The 16,649-nt window shown below is 69.9% G+C and carries 17 protein-coding genes; 10 read left to right on the plus strand and 7 right to left on the minus strand.

The genetic code is table 11. The features are described from left to right. Positions 1–13: 13 nt before the first annotated feature. Positions 14–406 (minus strand): VOC family protein, encoded by a 393-nt coding sequence (locus ACXKZB_RS07290; protein ID WP_222660449.1) that lies wholly within the window; start codon positions 404–406, stop codon positions 14–16. A 70-nt stretch (positions 407–476) separates the two neighbouring features. On the opposite strand from ACXKZB_RS07290, the gene ACXKZB_RS07295 reads away from it, so the two are divergent. Continuing rightward, complete coding sequence (locus ACXKZB_RS07295) at positions 477–1,343, plus strand: SMP-30/gluconolactonase/LRE family protein (RefSeq protein WP_488825414.1); 867 nt, start codon at positions 477–479, stop codon at positions 1,341–1,343. Positions 1,344–1,425: 82 nt separating this feature from the next. Here the strand turns inward: ACXKZB_RS07295 and ACXKZB_RS07300 are convergent, their stop codons facing one another. After that, positions 1,426–1,692 carry a hypothetical protein gene (locus ACXKZB_RS07300; protein WP_488825416.1) on the minus strand — a complete coding sequence of 89 codons (267 nt, stop codon included), beginning with the start codon at positions 1,690–1,692 and terminating at the stop codon, positions 1,426–1,428. A gap of 107 nt (positions 1,693–1,799) precedes the next feature. Here ACXKZB_RS07300 and ACXKZB_RS07305 point away from each other — a divergent pair, with 107 nt between their 5' ends. The 3 genes from ACXKZB_RS07305 (at position 1,800) to ACXKZB_RS07315 (ending at position 3,099) form a co-directional block, all read left to right on the plus strand. Next, positions 1,800–2,348, plus strand: coding sequence for a hypothetical protein (locus ACXKZB_RS07305; RefSeq protein WP_488825418.1), 549 nt, complete (start codon positions 1,800–1,802; stop codon positions 2,346–2,348). A gap of 150 nt (positions 2,349–2,498) precedes the next feature. Next, positions 2,499–2,630 carry a hypothetical protein gene (locus ACXKZB_RS07310; protein ID WP_488825420.1) on the plus strand — a complete coding sequence of 44 codons (132 nt, stop codon included), beginning with the start codon at positions 2,499–2,501 and terminating at the stop codon, positions 2,628–2,630. A gap of 16 nt (positions 2,631–2,646) precedes the next feature. Further along, a complete protein-coding gene (locus ACXKZB_RS07315; protein ID WP_488825421.1) occupies positions 2,647–3,099 on the plus strand; it encodes a GNAT family N-acetyltransferase in 453 nt (150 codons plus the stop codon). Between the two features lie 11 nt (positions 3,100–3,110). Here ACXKZB_RS07315 and ACXKZB_RS07320 read toward each other — a convergent pair whose 3' ends face one another. After that, the gene (locus ACXKZB_RS07320) at positions 3,111–4,925 is read right to left on the minus strand and encodes a BCCT family transporter (protein WP_488825423.1); all 1,815 of its coding nucleotides are present in this window, start codon (positions 4,923–4,925) and stop codon (positions 3,111–3,113) included. 287 nt (positions 4,926–5,212) lie between these two features. On the opposite strand from ACXKZB_RS07320, the gene ACXKZB_RS07325 reads away from it, so the two are divergent. Genes ACXKZB_RS07325 through ACXKZB_RS07340 form a run of 4 tightly spaced genes read left to right on the plus strand, consistent with a single transcriptional unit; the run spans position 5,213 to position 10,770 of the window. Continuing rightward, complete coding sequence (locus ACXKZB_RS07325; RefSeq protein ID WP_488825424.1) at positions 5,213–6,484, plus strand: ABC transporter substrate-binding protein; 1,272 nt, start codon at positions 5,213–5,215, stop codon at positions 6,482–6,484. Between the two features lie 26 nt (positions 6,485–6,510). Beyond that, positions 6,511–7,467, plus strand: coding sequence for a carbohydrate ABC transporter permease (locus tag ACXKZB_RS07330; RefSeq protein WP_488825425.1), 957 nt, complete (start codon positions 6,511–6,513; stop codon positions 7,465–7,467). After that, positions 7,464–8,375 carry a carbohydrate ABC transporter permease gene (locus ACXKZB_RS07335; protein WP_111086707.1) on the plus strand — a complete coding sequence of 304 codons (912 nt, stop codon included), beginning with the start codon at positions 7,464–7,466 and terminating at the stop codon, positions 8,373–8,375. The genes ACXKZB_RS07330 and ACXKZB_RS07335 overlap by 4 nt, the downstream gene beginning before the upstream one ends. A 16-nt stretch (positions 8,376–8,391) precedes the next feature. Continuing rightward, complete coding sequence (locus tag ACXKZB_RS07340; protein ID WP_488825426.1) at positions 8,392–10,770, plus strand: glycoside hydrolase family 31 protein; 2,379 nt, start codon at positions 8,392–8,394, stop codon at positions 10,768–10,770. Positions 10,771–10,830: 60 nt separating this feature from the next. Here the strand turns inward: ACXKZB_RS07340 and ACXKZB_RS07345 are convergent, their stop codons facing one another. Further along, positions 10,831–11,886, minus strand: coding sequence for a LacI family DNA-binding transcriptional regulator (locus ACXKZB_RS07345; protein WP_488825427.1), 1,056 nt, complete (start codon positions 11,884–11,886; stop codon positions 10,831–10,833). A gap of 133 nt (positions 11,887–12,019) precedes the next feature. Between ACXKZB_RS07345 and ACXKZB_RS07350 the strand changes: the two genes are divergently transcribed. Together ACXKZB_RS07350 and ACXKZB_RS07355 are read left to right on the plus strand one after the other, a co-directional pair. Beyond that, positions 12,020–13,129 (plus strand): fatty acid desaturase family protein, encoded by a 1,110-nt coding sequence (locus ACXKZB_RS07350; protein ID WP_123313590.1) that lies wholly within the window; start codon positions 12,020–12,022, stop codon positions 13,127–13,129. Positions 13,130–13,145: 16 nt separating this feature from the next. After that, positions 13,146–13,355, plus strand: coding sequence for a cold-shock protein (locus tag ACXKZB_RS07355; RefSeq protein WP_111086735.1), 210 nt, complete (start codon positions 13,146–13,148; stop codon positions 13,353–13,355). A gap of 109 nt (positions 13,356–13,464) precedes the next feature. On the opposite strand, the gene ACXKZB_RS07360 is transcribed toward ACXKZB_RS07355, so the two are convergent. The 3 genes from ACXKZB_RS07360 to ACXKZB_RS07370 are packed head-to-tail and all read right to left on the minus strand — an operon-like array spanning position 13,465 to position 16,587. Beyond that, on the minus strand, positions 13,465–14,340 hold the full coding sequence (locus ACXKZB_RS07360) for a carbohydrate ABC transporter permease (protein WP_488825428.1): 876 nt from the start codon (positions 14,338–14,340) through the stop codon (positions 13,465–13,467). Then, positions 14,340–15,299: a carbohydrate ABC transporter permease gene (locus ACXKZB_RS07365; protein WP_488825430.1), complete on the minus strand. Its 960-nt coding sequence runs from the start codon at positions 15,297–15,299 to the stop codon at positions 14,340–14,342. Before ACXKZB_RS07365 ends, ACXKZB_RS07360 begins: the two co-directional genes overlap by 1 nt. Further along, positions 15,283–16,587, minus strand: coding sequence for an ABC transporter substrate-binding protein (locus tag ACXKZB_RS07370; protein ID WP_488825431.1), 1,305 nt, complete (start codon positions 16,585–16,587; stop codon positions 15,283–15,285). Before ACXKZB_RS07370 ends, ACXKZB_RS07365 begins: the two co-directional genes overlap by 17 nt. Positions 16,588–16,649 lie beyond the last annotated feature (62 nt).

Genomic DNA, 16,649 nt, shown 5'->3' on the forward strand with positions numbered 1-16,649 from the left:
CCGGTCTTGTTGGTCAGGGCCGTGGCTCCTTGATCAGCGCCTCGACGTTGTTGCCGTCCGGGTCGGAAACGAAGGCCGTGTACGCGCGGTACTCGGCCCAGTACCGCGGCTCGTGTCGTGACACCCCGCCGGCGGCGACGGCCTCGCGGTGGAACGCGTCGACCTCGCTCCGTGACCCGGCCTCGAACGCCAGGTGGAGCCCGCGTGTCACCGCCTCGGGGGCCCGGGCGGTCTCGAGCGAGACGCTCGGGGTGTCGTCCCCGTGCTGCCAGAACTCGGCGACGGAGTCCGTGCGGTAGCCCGCTCCGATGCCGAGCGGCGCGAGGGCGGCGGTGTAGAACGCGTCGCTCGCGGCGAAGTCGCTGGCGAAGACGCCCAGGTGGTGGATGAGTCGCTGACCCGGCATGGGACGACCCTAGGCCGACGTCTCCGAATCCGTCCGGGCGGCTCTCCAGGTGCGCTGGCAGGCTGGATCCGTGCACATCACCCTCGACTCCGCGACCGACATCGTCATCTCCGGCATCCGGTTCCCGGAGGGCAACCGCTGGCACGACGGGCGGCTCTGGTACTCGGACATGCACACCGGCCAGGTGTTCTCGGTCGATCCCGCCTCGACCGACGGTCCCCGGCTCGAAGCCACCGTCGACGGGCAGTCGTCGGGACTCGGGTGGCTCGCCGACGGACGGCTGGTCATCAGCTCGATGGAGTCCCGCACGGTCGTCGCCGTCGAGCCGGACGGCAGCACGTCGGTGTTCGCCGACCTGTCCACCATCGAGTCGTCGCTCGTGAACGACCTGGTCGTCGACGCCCACACCGGCCGGACCTACATCGGTGCCTTCGGGTACGACCTGTACGCGGGCGAGGAACTGCGCCCCGGCCCGCTCTACGTGATCGACCCTGACGGCTCCGTCCGGCTCGCCGCGGAGGGCCTGGTGTTCCCGAACAGCGCCAACATCCTGCCCGGCACCCGCACCCTGGTGGTCAGCGAGACGTGGGGCGGCCGGCTCACCGCGTTCGACATCGAGGACGACGGTTCGCTGACCGGGCGGCGCGAGTGGGCAGCCCTGCCCGGCGGCGTGACCCCGGACGGCAGCACCGTCGACCGTGACGGCGCGATCTGGGTCTGCTCGGTCGACACGGGGGAGTTCCTGCGGGTCCTCGAGGGCGGCGAGGTGACCGACCGCATCGATGCACCAGGCGAGTGCGCGATCGACTGTGCGCTCGGTGGCGAGGACGGCCGCACCCTCTACCTGGCGACCGCCGACAGCTACGACCCGGCCGTGACGGCGCAGACGCGCGCTGGTCGGATCAGCGCGGTGCGGGTGGCCGTGCCGGGTTGGTGACCGCGCCCGAGGTTCCAGAATCTCGGCATCTCACGCGCCGCGGAGCCTGCCCGTGGAACCTCGGCGACATGCACGCGGCAGGTCATGGAACCTCGGGGAGGTGCCCCGGGCGTGGCTGGCGCGAGCGTGTGGCGCGGTCGGCCGACCACGTCATCACGAGGGCCGCGACCCCCATCGCGATACCGATGACGCCGGAGCCGAGGCACAGGAGCATCAGCAGCCCGAAGCCGATGTTGGCGCCGCCACCCTCCGGCCCGTAGTTCGCGTCGAACATCACGGCACCGACGCCGAGGAACCCGATGGCCAGACCGATCGTGCTGATCAGGTGGAACGTGCGCGCGGTGGTCATGATCGAGCCCTTCGTCGATGTGGTCGACGAATCCTCGCACGACCCCGTATCGACGTATTCCTGCCCCGGCATCCGATGGCGGCAGTGGGCGTGCGTAGGGTGCAGTGGTGAGCATCAGACGACTCGACGCCATCGGCTGGGCACAGCTCCTCGGCGTCCCCGCCCTCTTCGTGGGGCTGTGGCTCATGCTGGTCGGCCTCCACTTCCCGGAGATGTCCCAGACGGTCGTCCTCGTCGTCGTGGCCATCCTCGCCGCAGCCGGGTTCGCGCTCATCCTGAGCAGCTGGTCGCGCTTCGGCGGCTACGACTCGTACCGGGCGATGAACCGATGGGTGCGCGGCGGGCCTGACCCGACGGGTGTCCCGGTCGTGATCCGGAGGCGTTTCCTGCGACGGCAGTCCGACCAGGGCGCGGTCACCGGGTGGATCTGGATCAGCTTGGCCGTCCTGTGGGCCGCGCTCGCCGTGCCGGATGTCGTCCAGGGGGACCCGGCGTCCATCGGGCGTGGGGTGGTGGCCGTCCTGTGGGCCGTGATCGGCATCGTCCGCGTCGTGTTCATGCGCAGGTGGGGAGCTCGTGTCGACGAGCTGGTGCGCGAGACCGAAGCGCAGATGGCCGATCCCGGCGCGACGCCGCACCTCGACCTGTTCCGGTGACCACGACCCCCGAGCCCGCACTCGTCCCCGAGCTCCTCGTCGCCGACCTGGACCGGAGCCTCGCGTTCTGGTGCGGCCTGTGCGGCTTCGAGATCCGCTACGCCCGGCCCGAGGAGCGCTTCCCTGCTCCGTGCCGGCACGGAGCTCTTCATGCAGCCCGAGACGAAGTGGTACGACGTCGGGAGCGAGCAGGCGGGCGTCGACCAGTTCCTCGTGCAGGACCCGGACGGGTACCTGGTGCGGTTCCAGTCCTCGGCGGGACGGCGCCCAGCGGCCGACTGAACTCGTAGGATCGGCTGTGCCTTCCATCCAGATCGAGAGCCCCCGGAGCGACGACGTCCGCAGCCTGCTCCGCCAGGGGGATGCCTTCGCCCTGGCGTTGTACCCGGCCGAGAACTACCACGGCCTCAACGTCGACGCCCTGGAAGCCGACGGGGTCTCGCTGTTCGTCGCCCGCGAGCACGACGTGGCCGTCGGCACGGCGGCGATCGTCGATCGGCGCGACGGATCCGGCGAGGTCAAGCGGATGTTCGTCACCGACGACGCCCGAGGACTCGGGGTCGGCCGAGCCCTGCTCCAGGCGCTCGAAGCCCGTGCACGTGACGTGGGCATCTCGACGCTGCAACTGGAGACCGGCCTGCCGCAGGTCGCGGCGATCGCCCTGTACGAGAAGCTCGGGTACCGCCAGGTCCCGCGGTTCGCGCCGTACACCGACGACCCGACGAGCTACTGCATGGAGAAGCGCCTCTGAGGCTCCGTCCGTCATCCCTCCGTGGGGCGCCGTGCGCTCTCCGCAGCCGGCTCGTCGTCGAGACTCGCGTCGACCGCCGGGTCGGGTGAGACCGACTGGGGTCGGACCGGGACGTCGTCCAGGACGGCGGCACCAGAGGGTCCCGACCCGCCGCGCACCCGCTTCTTGACGGCGGCCCACGGCCGACCGAACGCGGATCGTGGCGTGCGCTCCGACGGCCCGTCGACCTCGAGCCCGTAGTACGCGCCGACGTGTTCGAGCAGGACCTCGCGTTCGGCCTTGTCGTACGCCCGCCGCTCCCGGGTGAAGGCGATGATCGTCGACCAGCAGGTGAGCAGCAGCACGACGCTGAAGGGCAGTGCCGTGGTGATCGCCGCGGTCTTCAGGGCATCGAGGCCACCGCTCAGCAGCAGGGCGACCGCGAGCAGGGCCGAGACGAACGCGAAGAACACCCGCAGCCAGTTCTTCGGCTCGATGTCGCCGCCGGACGCGATCATCGCCATGACCAGGGCGCCGGAGTCCGACGAGGTTACGAAGAACACGCCGATGAGCAGGATCGCGCCGAACACCAGGACGGTGCCGGCGGGCAGATCGCCGAGCAGGGTGAAGAGGGAGCCCTCGACGTCGACCGAACCGTCCGCGCCGACGAGCCCGCCGCCGCCGTCGGTCTCGCGGTGGATCGCGGCGCCACCGAGGACGGCGAACCACAGGAACGTGAGCACGGTCGGCACGAGCAGGACGCCGAAGACGAACTGGCGGACGGTGCGGCCCTTCGAGATGCGCGCGATGAAGACGCCGACGAACGGCGCCCACGACATCCACCAGCCCCAGTAGAACGTGGTCCACGCGCCCTGCCAGGCCTCGCCCTCGGCGCCCTGCTGCGCGGTGACGTTGAACGACAGACCGACGACGTTCTGCAGGTACGAACCGATCGACTGCACGAAGTCGCGGAGCAGGAACTGGGTCGGGCCGACGATGAGCACGAACAGCAGCAGCGCTGCGGCGAGCAGCAGGTTGAAGTTCGACAGGATCTTCATGCCCTTCGCCACCCCGGTCACGAGCGAGACGATGGTGACGGCGGTGATCGCGGCGATGATGACGATCTGGCTGACGATGCCGCTGTCGGCGATCCCCGCGTTCTCGAGCCCGGCGCCGATCTGGATCACGCCGAGGCCGAGCGACGTCGCGACGCCGAAGACGGTGCCGACCAGGGCGAGCACGTCGATGAGGTTGCCCCAGCCGCCGCGCACGCGGTTGCCGAGCAGTGGTTCGAGGGCCCAGCGGATCGAGACCGGACGGCCGCGGCGGTGGATGGCGTACGCGAGTGCGAGGCCGAGCACCACGTAGATGGCCCAGGCGTGGAGTCCCCAGTGCAGGAACGTCTGGGTGAGGGCCTGCTGCGCGAGCTCGCTCTCCGAACCGGTCACGCCGGGACGCGGCGAGGCGAAGTGGCTGAGGGGTTCCGAGACGCCGTAGAACACGAGGCCGATGCCCATGCCCGCCGCGAAGAGCAGCGAGAACCACGAGCCCGTCGAGAACTCGGGCTCGTCCCGGTCCTTGCCGAGCTTGATGTCGCCGAACCTGCTGAAGCCGACGAACACCGAGAAGCCGACGAAGAAGGCCGCGATGAGGACGTAGTACCAGCTGAAGTTCCGGACGATGCCGTCCTGCAGGCCGACGAACATCGCCTCGGCACTCGACGGCGAGACCAGCGTGAACGCCACGAACCCGAGCACGAGGACGGCGGCAGGCCAGAACACCCACCGCCGGACCTCCGAGGTCGTCGTTCCTGGGCCGGACGGAGGAGCAGAGGTGGTGCTTGGCATGCGTTCCATGGTGCCTGGCGGCGGCTCTGTGCGTTCGCTCAGGCGTATCGCACCGGATGGCGGCGTGCGCACGGTGCGCGCGGCGGTCGCGCTGACGACTGCCGGACGGGAGGCACGGGGCGGGGTCGACCCGCGCCTCCCGTCCGCCTGCTCGTCGCCCGCACCCCGTCGGGTGCGATTACAACGTTGACTTCCGTTTTACAGCGCTGTAAACAAGACGTGCGCGACGACGCGCACGAGGGAGTTGCCCGATGGTGGGAAGCAGGACCGGAACGATCAGCGCGGCCGTGAGCCGGCGGGGGTTCCTCGCCGGAGCAGCCGGCGGGATCGCGCTCGGCACGATGGCGCTCGCGGGGTGCGCGGCACCGCGCGCAGCGGCCGGGGGTGCGACGACGCTGCGCTTCTACGAGCAGAAGCAAGAGGTCATCGCGTACTTCGACAAGCTGCTGCGGAAGTACGAGGGGGAGCACACCGGCTTGTCGGTCGTGCACGACAGCACCGCGGCCATCGCCCCGCAGTTCGTCCGCGGTGAACCGGCCGACGTCGGCTGCTTCAACGACAACCTGGAACTCGCGCGGTACATCTCGCGCGGCGTGCTGAGCGACCTCGGCGACCTGCCGTCGGCGGCGCGCGTCCGGCCGGACATCGACACCCTGACGAACCAGTACGCGAAGTTCGAGGACCGCACGAGCGTCCTGCCGTACTCGCTCGCCGCCGCCGGGGTCATCTACAACAAGCGCATCTTCGCCGACCACGACCTGCCCGTGCCGACGACGTGGGACGAGTTCGTCGAGGTGTGCCGGACGCTCCAGAAGGCCGACGTCACACCGATCTACGCGACGGACCGCGACACGTGGACGCTGTGGCAGGGCCTGTTCGACTACTCCGTGGGCAGCCTGGTGGACACCGGGTCGTTCTTCACGAAGATGAAGGCGCTCGGCACCGACGTCGGGCCGGACTCCGCGGTGTCGTTCGAGAAGGACTTCGCGGTGCCGATGGAGCGTGCGAAGACCATCTCGACGTTCTTCAACCCCGACCACGCCACCCGTGCCTACGCGGACGGCAACCTGGCGTTCGGCAAGGGCGAGGCCGCGATGTACCTGCAGGGGCCGTGGGCGCTCGGACAGATCGCGCTCGTGGACGAGGAGCTCGAGGTCGGGACGTTCGCGCTGCCGGTGTCGAACGACCCGGCCGATCGGCAGGCTCGCGTGAACATCGACCTCGGCCTGTGGATCCCGACCGCGTCACAGCACCCGGACGAGGCGAAGGAGCTCGTCGAGTTCCTCATGCAGCCCGAGGTCATCGACGCGTACAACCGCGACAACCTGGCGTACTCGCCGACCAAGGATGCGCCGCCGCAGCAGGACGAGCGACTCGCCGGCCTGCAGCAGTACGTCGACGACGCCGCGTTCTACCAGGGCGCAGGCACCTTCATCCCCACCTCGATCCCGCTCGGCAACTACCTGCAGTCGGCGATCCGGAGCGGGGACTTCACCTCGATGCTGCAGCGGCTCGACTCGGACTGGCGGCGTCTCGCCGGCCGTTCGGCGACGGTCTGAGCCGGACCAGGACTCCAGGAGCCACCATGACCATGCAGACCCCGCTCTCCCGCGACACCGACCCGGCGACGTCCGGGCCGGCCACCGCGGCCGCCCGCACGCACCGCCGCGTCGGTTCCCTCCGTCGGACCGAGGGCATGTACTACCTGTTCCTCGTGCCCGCCCTCATCGCGTTCACGGCCTTCGTCGTCGCACCCGCGTGCGTCGGCATCTTCTACAGCTTCACCGACTACCTCGGCTTCGGGCAGTGGGACTTCCTCGGGCTCGAGAACTACCGGGCGCTCGTGTCCGACCCGGCGATCCTCGCCTCGTACGGCTTCACCCTCGGGTTCGCCGTCGTCACCGTGATCGTCACGCAGGTCATCGCGCTGGCACTGGCGATCGCGCTGGCGAAGAAGATCCGGTTCGCCGCCGGACTCCGGTCGATCTTCGTGATCCCGATGGTGATCTCCGGGATCATCGTCGCCTACGTGTTCAACTTCCTGTTCTCGAACACCGTGCCGGCACTGGCCACGAGCGTCGGGTTCGGACCGCTGGAGCAGAGCATCCTCGGCGACCCGAACCTGGCCTGGGTCGCGATCGTGATCGTCTCCGCCTGGCAGACCGTGCCGGGAGCCCTCCTCATCTACACCGCCGGGCTCACCTCGATCCCGGAGGAGCTGTACGAAGCGAGCTCGCTCGACGGCGCGACCGGCTGGAAGCAGCTGCGGGCGATCACACTCCCGCTGCTGGGCGGCTTCATCGTCATCAACACCGTGCTCGGCGTGAAGGGCTACCTCGGCGCCTACGACGTCATCGTCGGTCTGACGAACGGCGGGCCGGGCAGCGCGACGAGCAGCGTCGCGATGACCATCTTCGGCGGCTTCACCGGCGGCGACTACGCCTACCAGATGGCGAACGCGACCGTGTTCTTCATCATCACCGTCCTCATCTCCGTGCTGCAGCTCGCGGCGACCCGCGGAAGGAACCTGCGACTCGCATGACCGCCATCGACACCCGCCCACCCACCGACACCCGCGCGGTGACCACCGGCGACGCCCGACGACCGGGCCGCGGTCACCGCCGACGCCTCGGCGGCACGAACTGGACCCTGACCGTCGTGCTCGGACTCGCCGCGCTGACGGTGCTCATCCCGCTGTACGTCACCGTCGCGATGGCGTTCAAGACGAGCGAACAGTCCGTCGACGGCAACGCCCTGTCGCTGCCGTTCCCGTTCAACCCCGGCTCGTTCGCGTCGGCCTGGGAGCTCACGCGCTTCCCCGTCTCGTTCTCGGTGTCGCTCGGCGTCGCGGCGCTCACGGTCGTCGCGACCCTGCTGCTCAGCTCGTTCGCCTCGTACGCGATCGTCCGGAACTGGCACAAGCGGTTCTTCCGGTGGTCGTTCGTCTACCTGCTGGCGGCGATGTTCCTGCCGTTCCCCGTCGTGGCGCTGCCGCAGATCAAGCTGACCGCCCAGATGGGACTCGACAACCCGATCGGCGTCGGCATCCTGCACGCCATGTTCCAACTGTCGTTCAGCGTGCTGCTGTACTCGGCGTACCTGCGGTCGATCCCCGTCGAACTCGAGGAGAGCGCCCGCATCGACGGTGCGAGCACGTGGCAGATCTTCTGGCGGATCATCCTGCCGCTGCTCGGGCCGATGAACGCCACCGTCGGGATCTTCGCGTTCCTGGCGTCGTGGAACGACTTCATGATGCCGTCGCTCATCACCGCCGACCCGACCCTGCAGACACTGCCCGTGGTGCAGAACATCTTCCAGAGCCAGTTCGGCACGAACTACAACGTCGCCTTCGCCTCGTACCTGATGGCCATGGCACCGACGATCATCGTCTACCTGTTCGCGCAGCGCTGGGTCATCAGCGGCGTGACACAGGGCGCGGTCAAGAGCTGAGGGGTACGACGTGACCATGACCGAGACCACACTGCCGACGATCCGGCCGTTCCCCGGATCCGACCCGGTGGCCGACCCCGCTGCCGTCGTCACCGGCGAGCACTGGCGGATCACCGTCCTGGACGCCGGCACGTTCCGCATCGAGTGGAGCGACGACGGCGGGTTCGAGGACCGTGCCTCGACGTTCGCGATCCGACGACGGGTGCCGGTGCCGGCGTTCACGACGGAGCGCGTCGGTGCCGCAGCCGGGGGCGCTGGCGGCGCAGGCGGCATCGTCATCACGACCGAACGGGCCCGGCTCCGCTACGACGGCGGTCCGTTCAGCCCGAGCGGCCTGGTCGTCGAGACCATCGGCCCCGACGCGAACCGCTGGCGCTGGGGACAGGAGCCCCGCGACCTCGGCGGTACCGGCCGCACCCTGGACGACGTCGACGGCCGGATGCCGCTCGAACCCGGCGTCCTGGCCCGCGACGGCATCACCGCGCTCGACGACAGCGAGTCGTTCCTGTTCGAGGACGACGGCTGGATCGGCACCCGCGTGCCCGGCCGCCGCGACGTCACGGTGTTCGCGTACGGCCGTGACTTCGACGCCGCACTCCGCGCCTTCCACCAGGTGTCCGGTGCACCCACACGCCTGCCCCGGTGGGCGCTCGGCAACTGGTGGAGCCGCTACCACCCGTACAGCGACACGTCGTACCTGGAGCTCATGGACCGGTTCGCCGAGGAACGCCTGCCGTTCTCGGTCGCGGTCATCGACATGGACTGGCACCGCGTCGACTCCGTGCCGCCGGAGTTCGGCGACGGCTGGACCGGCTACTCGTGGGAGCCGTCGCTGTTCCCCGACCCAGGGGCGTTCCTGGCCGAGCTGCACCGGCGGGGGATGCGCACCACGCTCAACCTCCACCCCGCCGACGGTGTCCGTGCGTTCGAGGACGCCTACGCCGCGGTGGCCGAGGCGATGGGGATCGAACCGGCGACCGGACAGCCGATCCCGTTCGACCCCACCGACCGGCGGTTCCTGCAGGCGTACTTCGACCAGCTGCACCGACCGCTCGAAGCGCAGGGCGTCGACTTCTGGTGGATCGACTGGCAGCAGGGCAGCGAGAGCGGCCTGCCCGGCGTCGACCCGCTCTGGCTGCTCAACCACTTCCACCTGCTCGACTCCGCGCGGGCCGGAGACCAGGGCATGACCTTCTCGCGCTACGCCGGCCCCGGCAGCCACCGGTACGCCGTCGGGTTCTCCGGCGATGCCGTCGTGTCCTGGGCGTCGCTGGCGTTCCAGCCCGAGTTCACCGCCACCGCCGCGAACATCGGCTACCCCTGGTGGAGCCACGACATCGGCGGCCACACCCGCGGTGTCCGCGACGACGAGCTCGCCACGCGCTGGGTGCAGTTCGGGGTGTTCTCGCCGATCATGCGCCTGCACTCCGCCAACAACCCGTTCATCCGCAAGGAACCGTGGGTGTTCCCGGCCGAGGCACGCACCGCGATGGGGGAGGCCCTGCGCTTCCGCCACCGCCTCGTGCCGTACCTGCACACCATGAACCACCGGACCGCCGAGGGCACCGCGCTCGTCCGTCCGCTGTACCACCTGGAACCGCGGCGCGACGAGGCGTACCGGGTACCGAACACCTACGCCTTCGGGTCGGAACTGCTCGTCGCCCCGATCGTCGCACCACGCGACCCGGTCACCCTGCACGGATCCGCACGGGCCTGGCTGCCGCCGGGGACCTGGACCGACGTCTTCACCGGCACGGTGTACGCCGGCGACCGGTTCGTCGACCTGCACCGCACCCTCGACACCGTGCCCGTGCTGCTGCGCGACGGCGGGGTGCTGCCACTCGCCGCCGAGGACGAACCCGACGCCACCGCGAACCCGACGGCGTTCGAGGTCCTCGTGGCCCCCGGTGCCTCCGGCTCGTTCACCCTGGTCGAGGACCAGGAGGGCGACACCGACCGCACCGCCTCGACCCGCCTGACGTGGGACGCGGCGCTCGCCGAGTTCCGCGTGCACGCCACCACGGGCGCGGTCGACGTCGTCCCGGCCCGACGCGACTGGCGGATCACGTTCCTCGCCGCCCCGGCCGACGGGCAGGTCGTGTCGGCCCGCGGCGCGGACCGGTTCTCGGTCGACCTGACGGTCGACGCGGCGACGGGCGGAGCGGTCACGCTGACCGGGCCGCCGGTGGTCGGCGTCGATGCGCGCGAGGCCGTCCGGCGTGTCCTCGAGCGCGCACAGGCCGGCAACGCCGAGAAGCTCGCCGCGTGGGAGATCGTGTCGAAGGACCTGCCGCGCGCCGACCGCATCGTCGAGTTCGGCACCGTCGACCTGCCCGAGAGCCTGCGTGCCGTCGTCGTCGAGCTCCTGGGGAGCGTGCACCCGGGCGAGCGCTGAGCGGCCCCGAGGCTCGCGCTGGGCGACACTTCTCGGGCGGATCGCCACGAGGAGTGTCGCTCAGGCCGAGGCTCGGCCCTGCGCCTGCCCGCGGTCGACCGAGCCGTCCGCGAACGGCGCGCTCTCGCCCACCAGCAGCCGGTGTCCGACCGTGACCAGCCGGCCCGGCACCGCCGAGCCGTCGATGCGCTCGAGCAGCAGGTCGAGGGCGGTGTCCGCGAGTGCGACGGTGTCCGGCGCGACGGACGTCAGGCTCGGCACCAGGCTCGAACCGAGCCCCATCGCGTCCCAGCCGACCACGGCGATGTCCCGCGGCGCGTCGAGCCCGCGCAGCCGCATCGCCCGCAGCACCCCGAGGGCGGCGAGGTCGTCGCGGCACAGCAGTGCGTCGACCCGCAGCCCGGCGTCGAGCGCCCGACCGAACGCGGCCTCGGCACCGGCGGCGTCGCCGACCTCGCGGGGGACCAGGAGCGCATCGTCGACGGGCAGCCCCGCGGCGGCGAGCCCCGCGCGGTAACCGTCGAGTCGCAGCCCGGAGGTGCGGGACTCCGGACCGGTCTCGTGCCCGAAGAAGCCGATGCGCCGGCGACCGAGGGCGACCAGGTGCGCGACCGCCTGCGCCGCCGCGCCCGCGTTGTCGATGACCACCTGGTCGGCGTGCTGGGGGCGGACGTCCTCGCCGAGGAACACCACGGCGGTGTCCCCACGGATCCGGTCGATCGCCTCGGGGGTCAGGACCTGGGGGTGGATGACGACGCCGTCGACCACCCCGGCCTCGCGACCACGCACGGCGGAGCGCTCGCCGTCGGCCTCGCCGAGGGTCTCCTCGAGCAGCAGCTGGTAGCCGCGTTGCGCACAGACACGGGAGAACACGTGCGCGAGCTCGGCGAAGTACGGCCGCCGGAGGTCGGGGAACGCGAACGCGAGCATGTTCGACCGGCCGGTGGCGAGCGACCGTCCGGAGACGTTCGGGCGGTACCCCAGCTCGTCGATCGCGGCCTGCACCCGGTCGCGCATCGGCGGGCTGACGTGCTGGTAGCCACGCACGACGTTGGACACGGTCTTCATCGAGACGCCCGCGTGCGCGGCGACGTCCTGCAGCGTGACCTTGCCCATCCGATCACCGTAGTGGGGCAGGCGGATTGCCAGGTGGAATCGCACCTTCAGGCCCTAGGGTCGCACCAAGCGCAATCGCGTGAACTCTCTCGAACCGGCCGAAGGGCCGGTCCGTACCGGAAGGTCGGTCCTCTTGACCACCACTCCGCTCGCTCCGGGCTACACACGTACTCGTCCGGGAACAGGAAGCCCCAAGGGCACCTCGACCTACTCCGCTCTGCTCGCGCAGGTGAAGGAGAACGGACTCCTCCGCCGCCGCACCGGGTTCTACTGGTCGCTGTTCGGCACACTCATCGTCACCTTCGCCCTCGCATGGGTCGCGTTCGCGTTCCTGGGCGACTCCTGGTTCCAGCTGATCGTCGCCGGCGCGCTCGGCGTGATCTTCACGCAGTTCGCGTTCCTGTCGCACGAGGCCGCGCACCGCCAGGTCTTCGCCTCGCAGAAGTGGAACGACCACGCCGGCCGCTGGCTCGGCACGTTCCTGGTCGGCCTCAGCTACTCGTGGTGGATGAACAAGCACACCCGACACCACGGCAACCCGAACACCGTCGGCAAGGACCCCGACATCGCACCGGACGGCATCCGGTTCCTGCCGGAGGACGCCGCCGCGGTCAAGGGGCCGCTCATGACCACCTTCATGCGGTTCCAGGGCTGGCTGTTCTTCCCGCTGCTGACGCTCGAGGGCCTCAACCTGCACCGGTACGCGGTGCAGAGCATCGTCACGGGCAACGGCACCAAGGCCGACGTGAAGCACCGCTGGCTCGAAGCCGCCCTGCTCGTCGCCCGCTTCGGCATCTACCTGACGGTCGTGTTCTGGTTCCTGCCGTTCGGCATGGCCTGCGCGTTCCTCGGTGTGCAGCTCGCCGTGTTCGGCGTGATGATGGGCGCCTCGTTCGCCCCGAACCACAAGGGCATGCCGACCATCGCGCACGACGCCAAGGTCGACTTCTTCTCGCGCCAGGTCCGCACGTCGCGCAACATCCGCGGCGGCTGGTGGGTTTCGTTCCTGATGGGCGGCCTGAACTACCAGGTCGAGCACCACCTGTTCCCGTCGATGCCGCGTCCGGCGCTGAAGCAGGCCCGCCTGCTCGTCCGCGACCACTGCGACACGCTCGACGTGCCCTACACCGAGACCACGCTGCTGCGCTCCTACGGCATCGTCGTCCGGTACCTGAACCGGGTCGGGCTCGCTGCCCGCGACCCGTTCGCCTGCCCCATGGTCGCGCAACTGCGCATTCACTGACCCCGTGCTGTCGACCATGCCGACCGGCACCGTGAAGTGGTTCGACCACGCCAAGGGGTACGGCTTCATCCACCCCGACGACGGGTCCGAGGACCTGTTCGCCCACTTCTCCAGCATCATCGCGACGACCGGCTACCGGTCGCTCGAGGAGAACGACCACGTGCAGTACGACGTGGGCCCCGGCAAGAAGGGCCCGCAGGCGGACAACATCTCGATCATCCGCTGACGCGTCGTTCTTTCCCATGAAATCCGCGCTGGGATGCGGAATCGGGCGTACCCGGTCGAAACAATCGACCGGGTACGCCCGTTTCGGCTCGGTACGCCTGCCGCCCGCGCTACTTGATGCCGGTCGACGCGATGCCCTGCACGAACTGCCGCTGGAACGCCAGGAACACCACGAGCAGGGGCAGGACGGTCACGGTCGCGATGGCCATGACGGCTCCCCACGGCGAACTGAACGCCGGGTTGTTCGTCAGCGTGGACAGGGCCACCGGCACGGTGAGGTTCTCGTTGCCCTGCAGGACCACGAGCGGCCACAGGAAGTCGTTCCACCGGGTCATGAAGCCGAGGATGACGAGCACGCCGACCAGGGGACCGCACGATGGCAGCACCACCCGGAAGAACGTCTGGAACTCGCCGGCGCCGTCGAGCCGAGCGGCCTCCATCAGGGCGTCCGGCACCCCGAGCATGAACTGCCGGGCGATGAAGATCCCCACGACGTCGAACACGGTCGGCAGGATCACCGCCCAGGGGGAGTCGACCAGGCCGATCTTCGCGACGACCAGGAAGCTCGGCACCAGGGTGACCTGGATCGGGATCATGATCGTGACGAGGAACGCCGAGTACAGCAGCCCGCGGCCCACGAAGCGGAACTTCGCCAGGGCGTAGCCGGCCATCAGCGAGACGACGACGCTCAACGCGGTGCCGACGCTGGTGATGAGCGCGGAGTTGCCGAGCCACCGCCAGACCGGTTGCGTGCTGAACACCTGCGTGTAGTTCTCGAACGTCGGCCGGGTCGGGAACAGCGAGAACGTGCCGCTCTGCGACTGCCCGCCGGGGGTGAGCGCCGAGACGACCATCCAGTACAGCGGGAACACCATCAGGATCGCCAGGGCGGTGAGCCCGGCGACGAGCACCCAGCGACCAGGCCGGCGCCGGGCGCGGGCTCCGACCGGACGGCTGCGGGGACCACGGACATCGAGTACGGCCATCAGAGCATCTCCTCCGCCTTGAGGTTGGCGCGCTGCCGGAGCAGCGTGAACACGAGCAGGATCGCGACGAGCACCAGTCCGAGCGCCGCGGCGTAGCCCATCCGGGCATCGATGAACGCCGACCGGAACACGTACTGGATCAGCACGGTCGTCGAGAAGCCGGGGCCACCGCCGGTCATCACGTAGATGACGTCGAAGGCCTGCAACGAGAACACGACGTTCAGGATGAGCAGGATCGACGTCGTCGGACGGAGCAGCGGCCACGTGATGGTCCGGAACCGGACCCATCGCGAGGCGCCGTCGATCGCGGCGGCCTCCTTGAGCTCGGCGGGCACGGACTGCAGCGCGCCGAGGTAGATCACCATGCAGAACCCGATCCGGGTCCAGACCACGACGACCACCAGGGTCGCCATCGCCCACCCCGGCGCGGTCAGCCAGGGCACGCGCCCCAGCCCGAGCGCCTCGAGCAGGTTGTTCACGACGCCGTAGTCGCCGTTGAAGATCCACGACATGATGACGCCCACCACGACGCCGGCGGCGACCATCGGCACGAAGAACAGTGCGCGGAACACCGAGCGCCCGGGCAGTGGCCGGTTCAGGGCGACGGCCAGCGCGAGCCCGATCGCCATCGAGGTCGGCACGGTGCCGAGCGTGAACACGAGCGTGTTCCGGAGCGCCGTGCCGATGAGCGGGTCGGAGCCCATGTCGACGAAGTTCTTCCCGCCGACCCAGGTGCCGTCACCGAGCGAGGTGCTGGAGTCCTGGAAGCTCAGCGCGATCGCCGTGATGATCGGGACGAGCGAGAACCCGAGGAACAGCAGCGCCGCTGGGCCGATGAACACGTACGGGACGAAGCGGCCCCGACTTCGGCGGGCGCCGCCGCCCGCGGGGAGTCCGCCGGTCGGTGGGGCGGTCGACGCCGTCGTGCGGACCGGCGCGGTCTCAGTTCGCAGTGACACTGCGCATCGCCTCCATCATCTGGTTCGAGGCCTCTTTCGGGCTCAGCTGCCCGAGCAGGCAGAGGTCGAGGTAGTCGGCGAACACCGCGTTGAGCGAGCTGAAGTACTCGCCGCTCTCGGCCTTCACCATCGAGAGCGGGATCGTCGTCCCCTGGTCGATGAACCGCTGCATCGTGTCGGTGTTCGCGGCGTACCCGATGTCCTTCGCATCGAGGGACTTCCGGGCGGGCAGCCAGTTCCCGTCGTGGCAGAACTGCTGCATCTTCGACCGGGACGTGATCATCGCCACGAGTTCCGCCGCGAGCTCCGGGTGCTTGCTCGACTTCGTGACGGCCAGGGCATTGCCGCCCAGGTCGCTCGCCTCGCCGACGTTCCGGATCATCGGGGCCGTGCCCCAGTTGTCCGGCATGTCGGTGTCGAGCTGCGCGATCGACTCCGGGTTGTTGAGCATCATGCCGATCTGCCCGGTCAGGAACAGGTTCCGCGAGACGTCGCCGCCGCCGCTCTTGCTGAGGTTGCCCGTGGTGGCGAGTCCCTCGGCGTACCACTTCCGGCCGAAGGCCAGAGCGTCGATCGCCTCCGGGGTGTCCATCGACGGGGTGGCGCCGTCCTCGCCGAGGAACGCGCCGCCGTTCTGGTGGACCAGCGGCAGCCACCGGTAGGCCGTCTCGGGCGAGGACCAGCCGTAGCCGAACGCGTACTTGCCGGTGACCTGCTTGACCTCCTTCGCGATCTCCAGGAACTCGTCCCACGTCCACGCGTCGGCCAAGGCCTCGGGCGGCGTGACACCGATCTGCTCCATGACGTCGCGGTTGTAGTACGTGATGAAGTTGTCGGTGTGCTGGAAGACGCCGAACACGCCGTCGTCCCGCGCGCCGATCGCCCAGAACGGGTCGCTGTAGTCCTTCCGGTAGTCCGCCGGGACGGCACCCGAGATGTCGACCAGGCTGCCGTTCGCGGCGTACCGGCCGATCTGCTGCGGGGTGATCCGGATGACGTCCGGCGCCAGGTCGGCGGCGAGCCGGGTGATGAACCACTGGTGGAACTGCCCGGTCGTCACCTCGACGGCGACGCTCGTGCCGGGGTGCGCCGCGACGAACTCGTCGGCGATCGCCTGGTAGCTCGTGATGTCCGTCGGGATGTTCCAGGTGGACAGGCGGATGTGCTTCGTCCCGCCGCGGCCGGTCGTGCCGCCGCCGGCGCACGCGGCCAGCGCGCCGGTCAGCGAGATGCCGGCGAGGGCGAGGAACCCCCGTCTGGCGAGCTGGGGGGATGGTCGGGTCGGCATGGTCCTCTCCTTTGAGGTCGTGGTGCCGTGCAGGTCGGCCGGGAGGCGCGGGGTGCGCACAC

The sequence above is a fragment of the Curtobacterium sp. ABR8 genome, from assembly GCF_057812125.1.

Coding starts and splice junctions, on each gene's coding strand:
- ACXKZB_RS07290 (WP_222660449.1), bottom strand. CDS start 406: ATGCCGGGTCAGCGACTCATCCACCACCTGGGCGTCTTCGCCAGCGAC.
- ACXKZB_RS07300 (WP_488825416.1), bottom strand. CDS start 1,692: ATGACCACCGCGCGCACGTTCCACCTGATCAGCACGATCGGTCTGGCC.
- ACXKZB_RS07310 (WP_488825420.1), top strand. CDS start 2,499: ATGCAGCCCGAGACGAAGTGGTACGACGTCGGGAGCGAGCAGGCGGGC.
- ACXKZB_RS07320 (WP_488825423.1), bottom strand. CDS start 4,925: ATGCCAAGCACCACCTCTGCTCCTCCGTCCGGCCCAGGAACGACGACC.
- ACXKZB_RS07330 (WP_488825425.1), top strand. CDS start 6,511: ATGACCATGCAGACCCCGCTCTCCCGCGACACCGACCCGGCGACGTCC.
- ACXKZB_RS07335 (WP_111086707.1), top strand. CDS start 7,464: ATGACCGCCATCGACACCCGCCCACCCACCGACACCCGCGCGGTGACC.
- ACXKZB_RS07340 (WP_488825426.1), top strand. CDS start 8,392: ATGACCGAGACCACACTGCCGACGATCCGGCCGTTCCCCGGATCCGAC.
- ACXKZB_RS07345 (WP_488825427.1), bottom strand. CDS start 11,886: ATGGGCAAGGTCACGCTGCAGGACGTCGCCGCGCACGCGGGCGTCTCG.
- ACXKZB_RS07355 (WP_111086735.1), top strand. CDS start 13,146: ATGCCGACCGGCACCGTGAAGTGGTTCGACCACGCCAAGGGGTACGGC.
- ACXKZB_RS07360 (WP_488825428.1), bottom strand. CDS start 14,340: ATGGCCGTACTCGATGTCCGTGGTCCCCGCAGCCGTCCGGTCGGAGCC.
- ACXKZB_RS07370 (WP_488825431.1), bottom strand. CDS start 16,587: ATGCCGACCCGACCATCCCCCCAGCTCGCCAGACGGGGGTTCCTCGCC.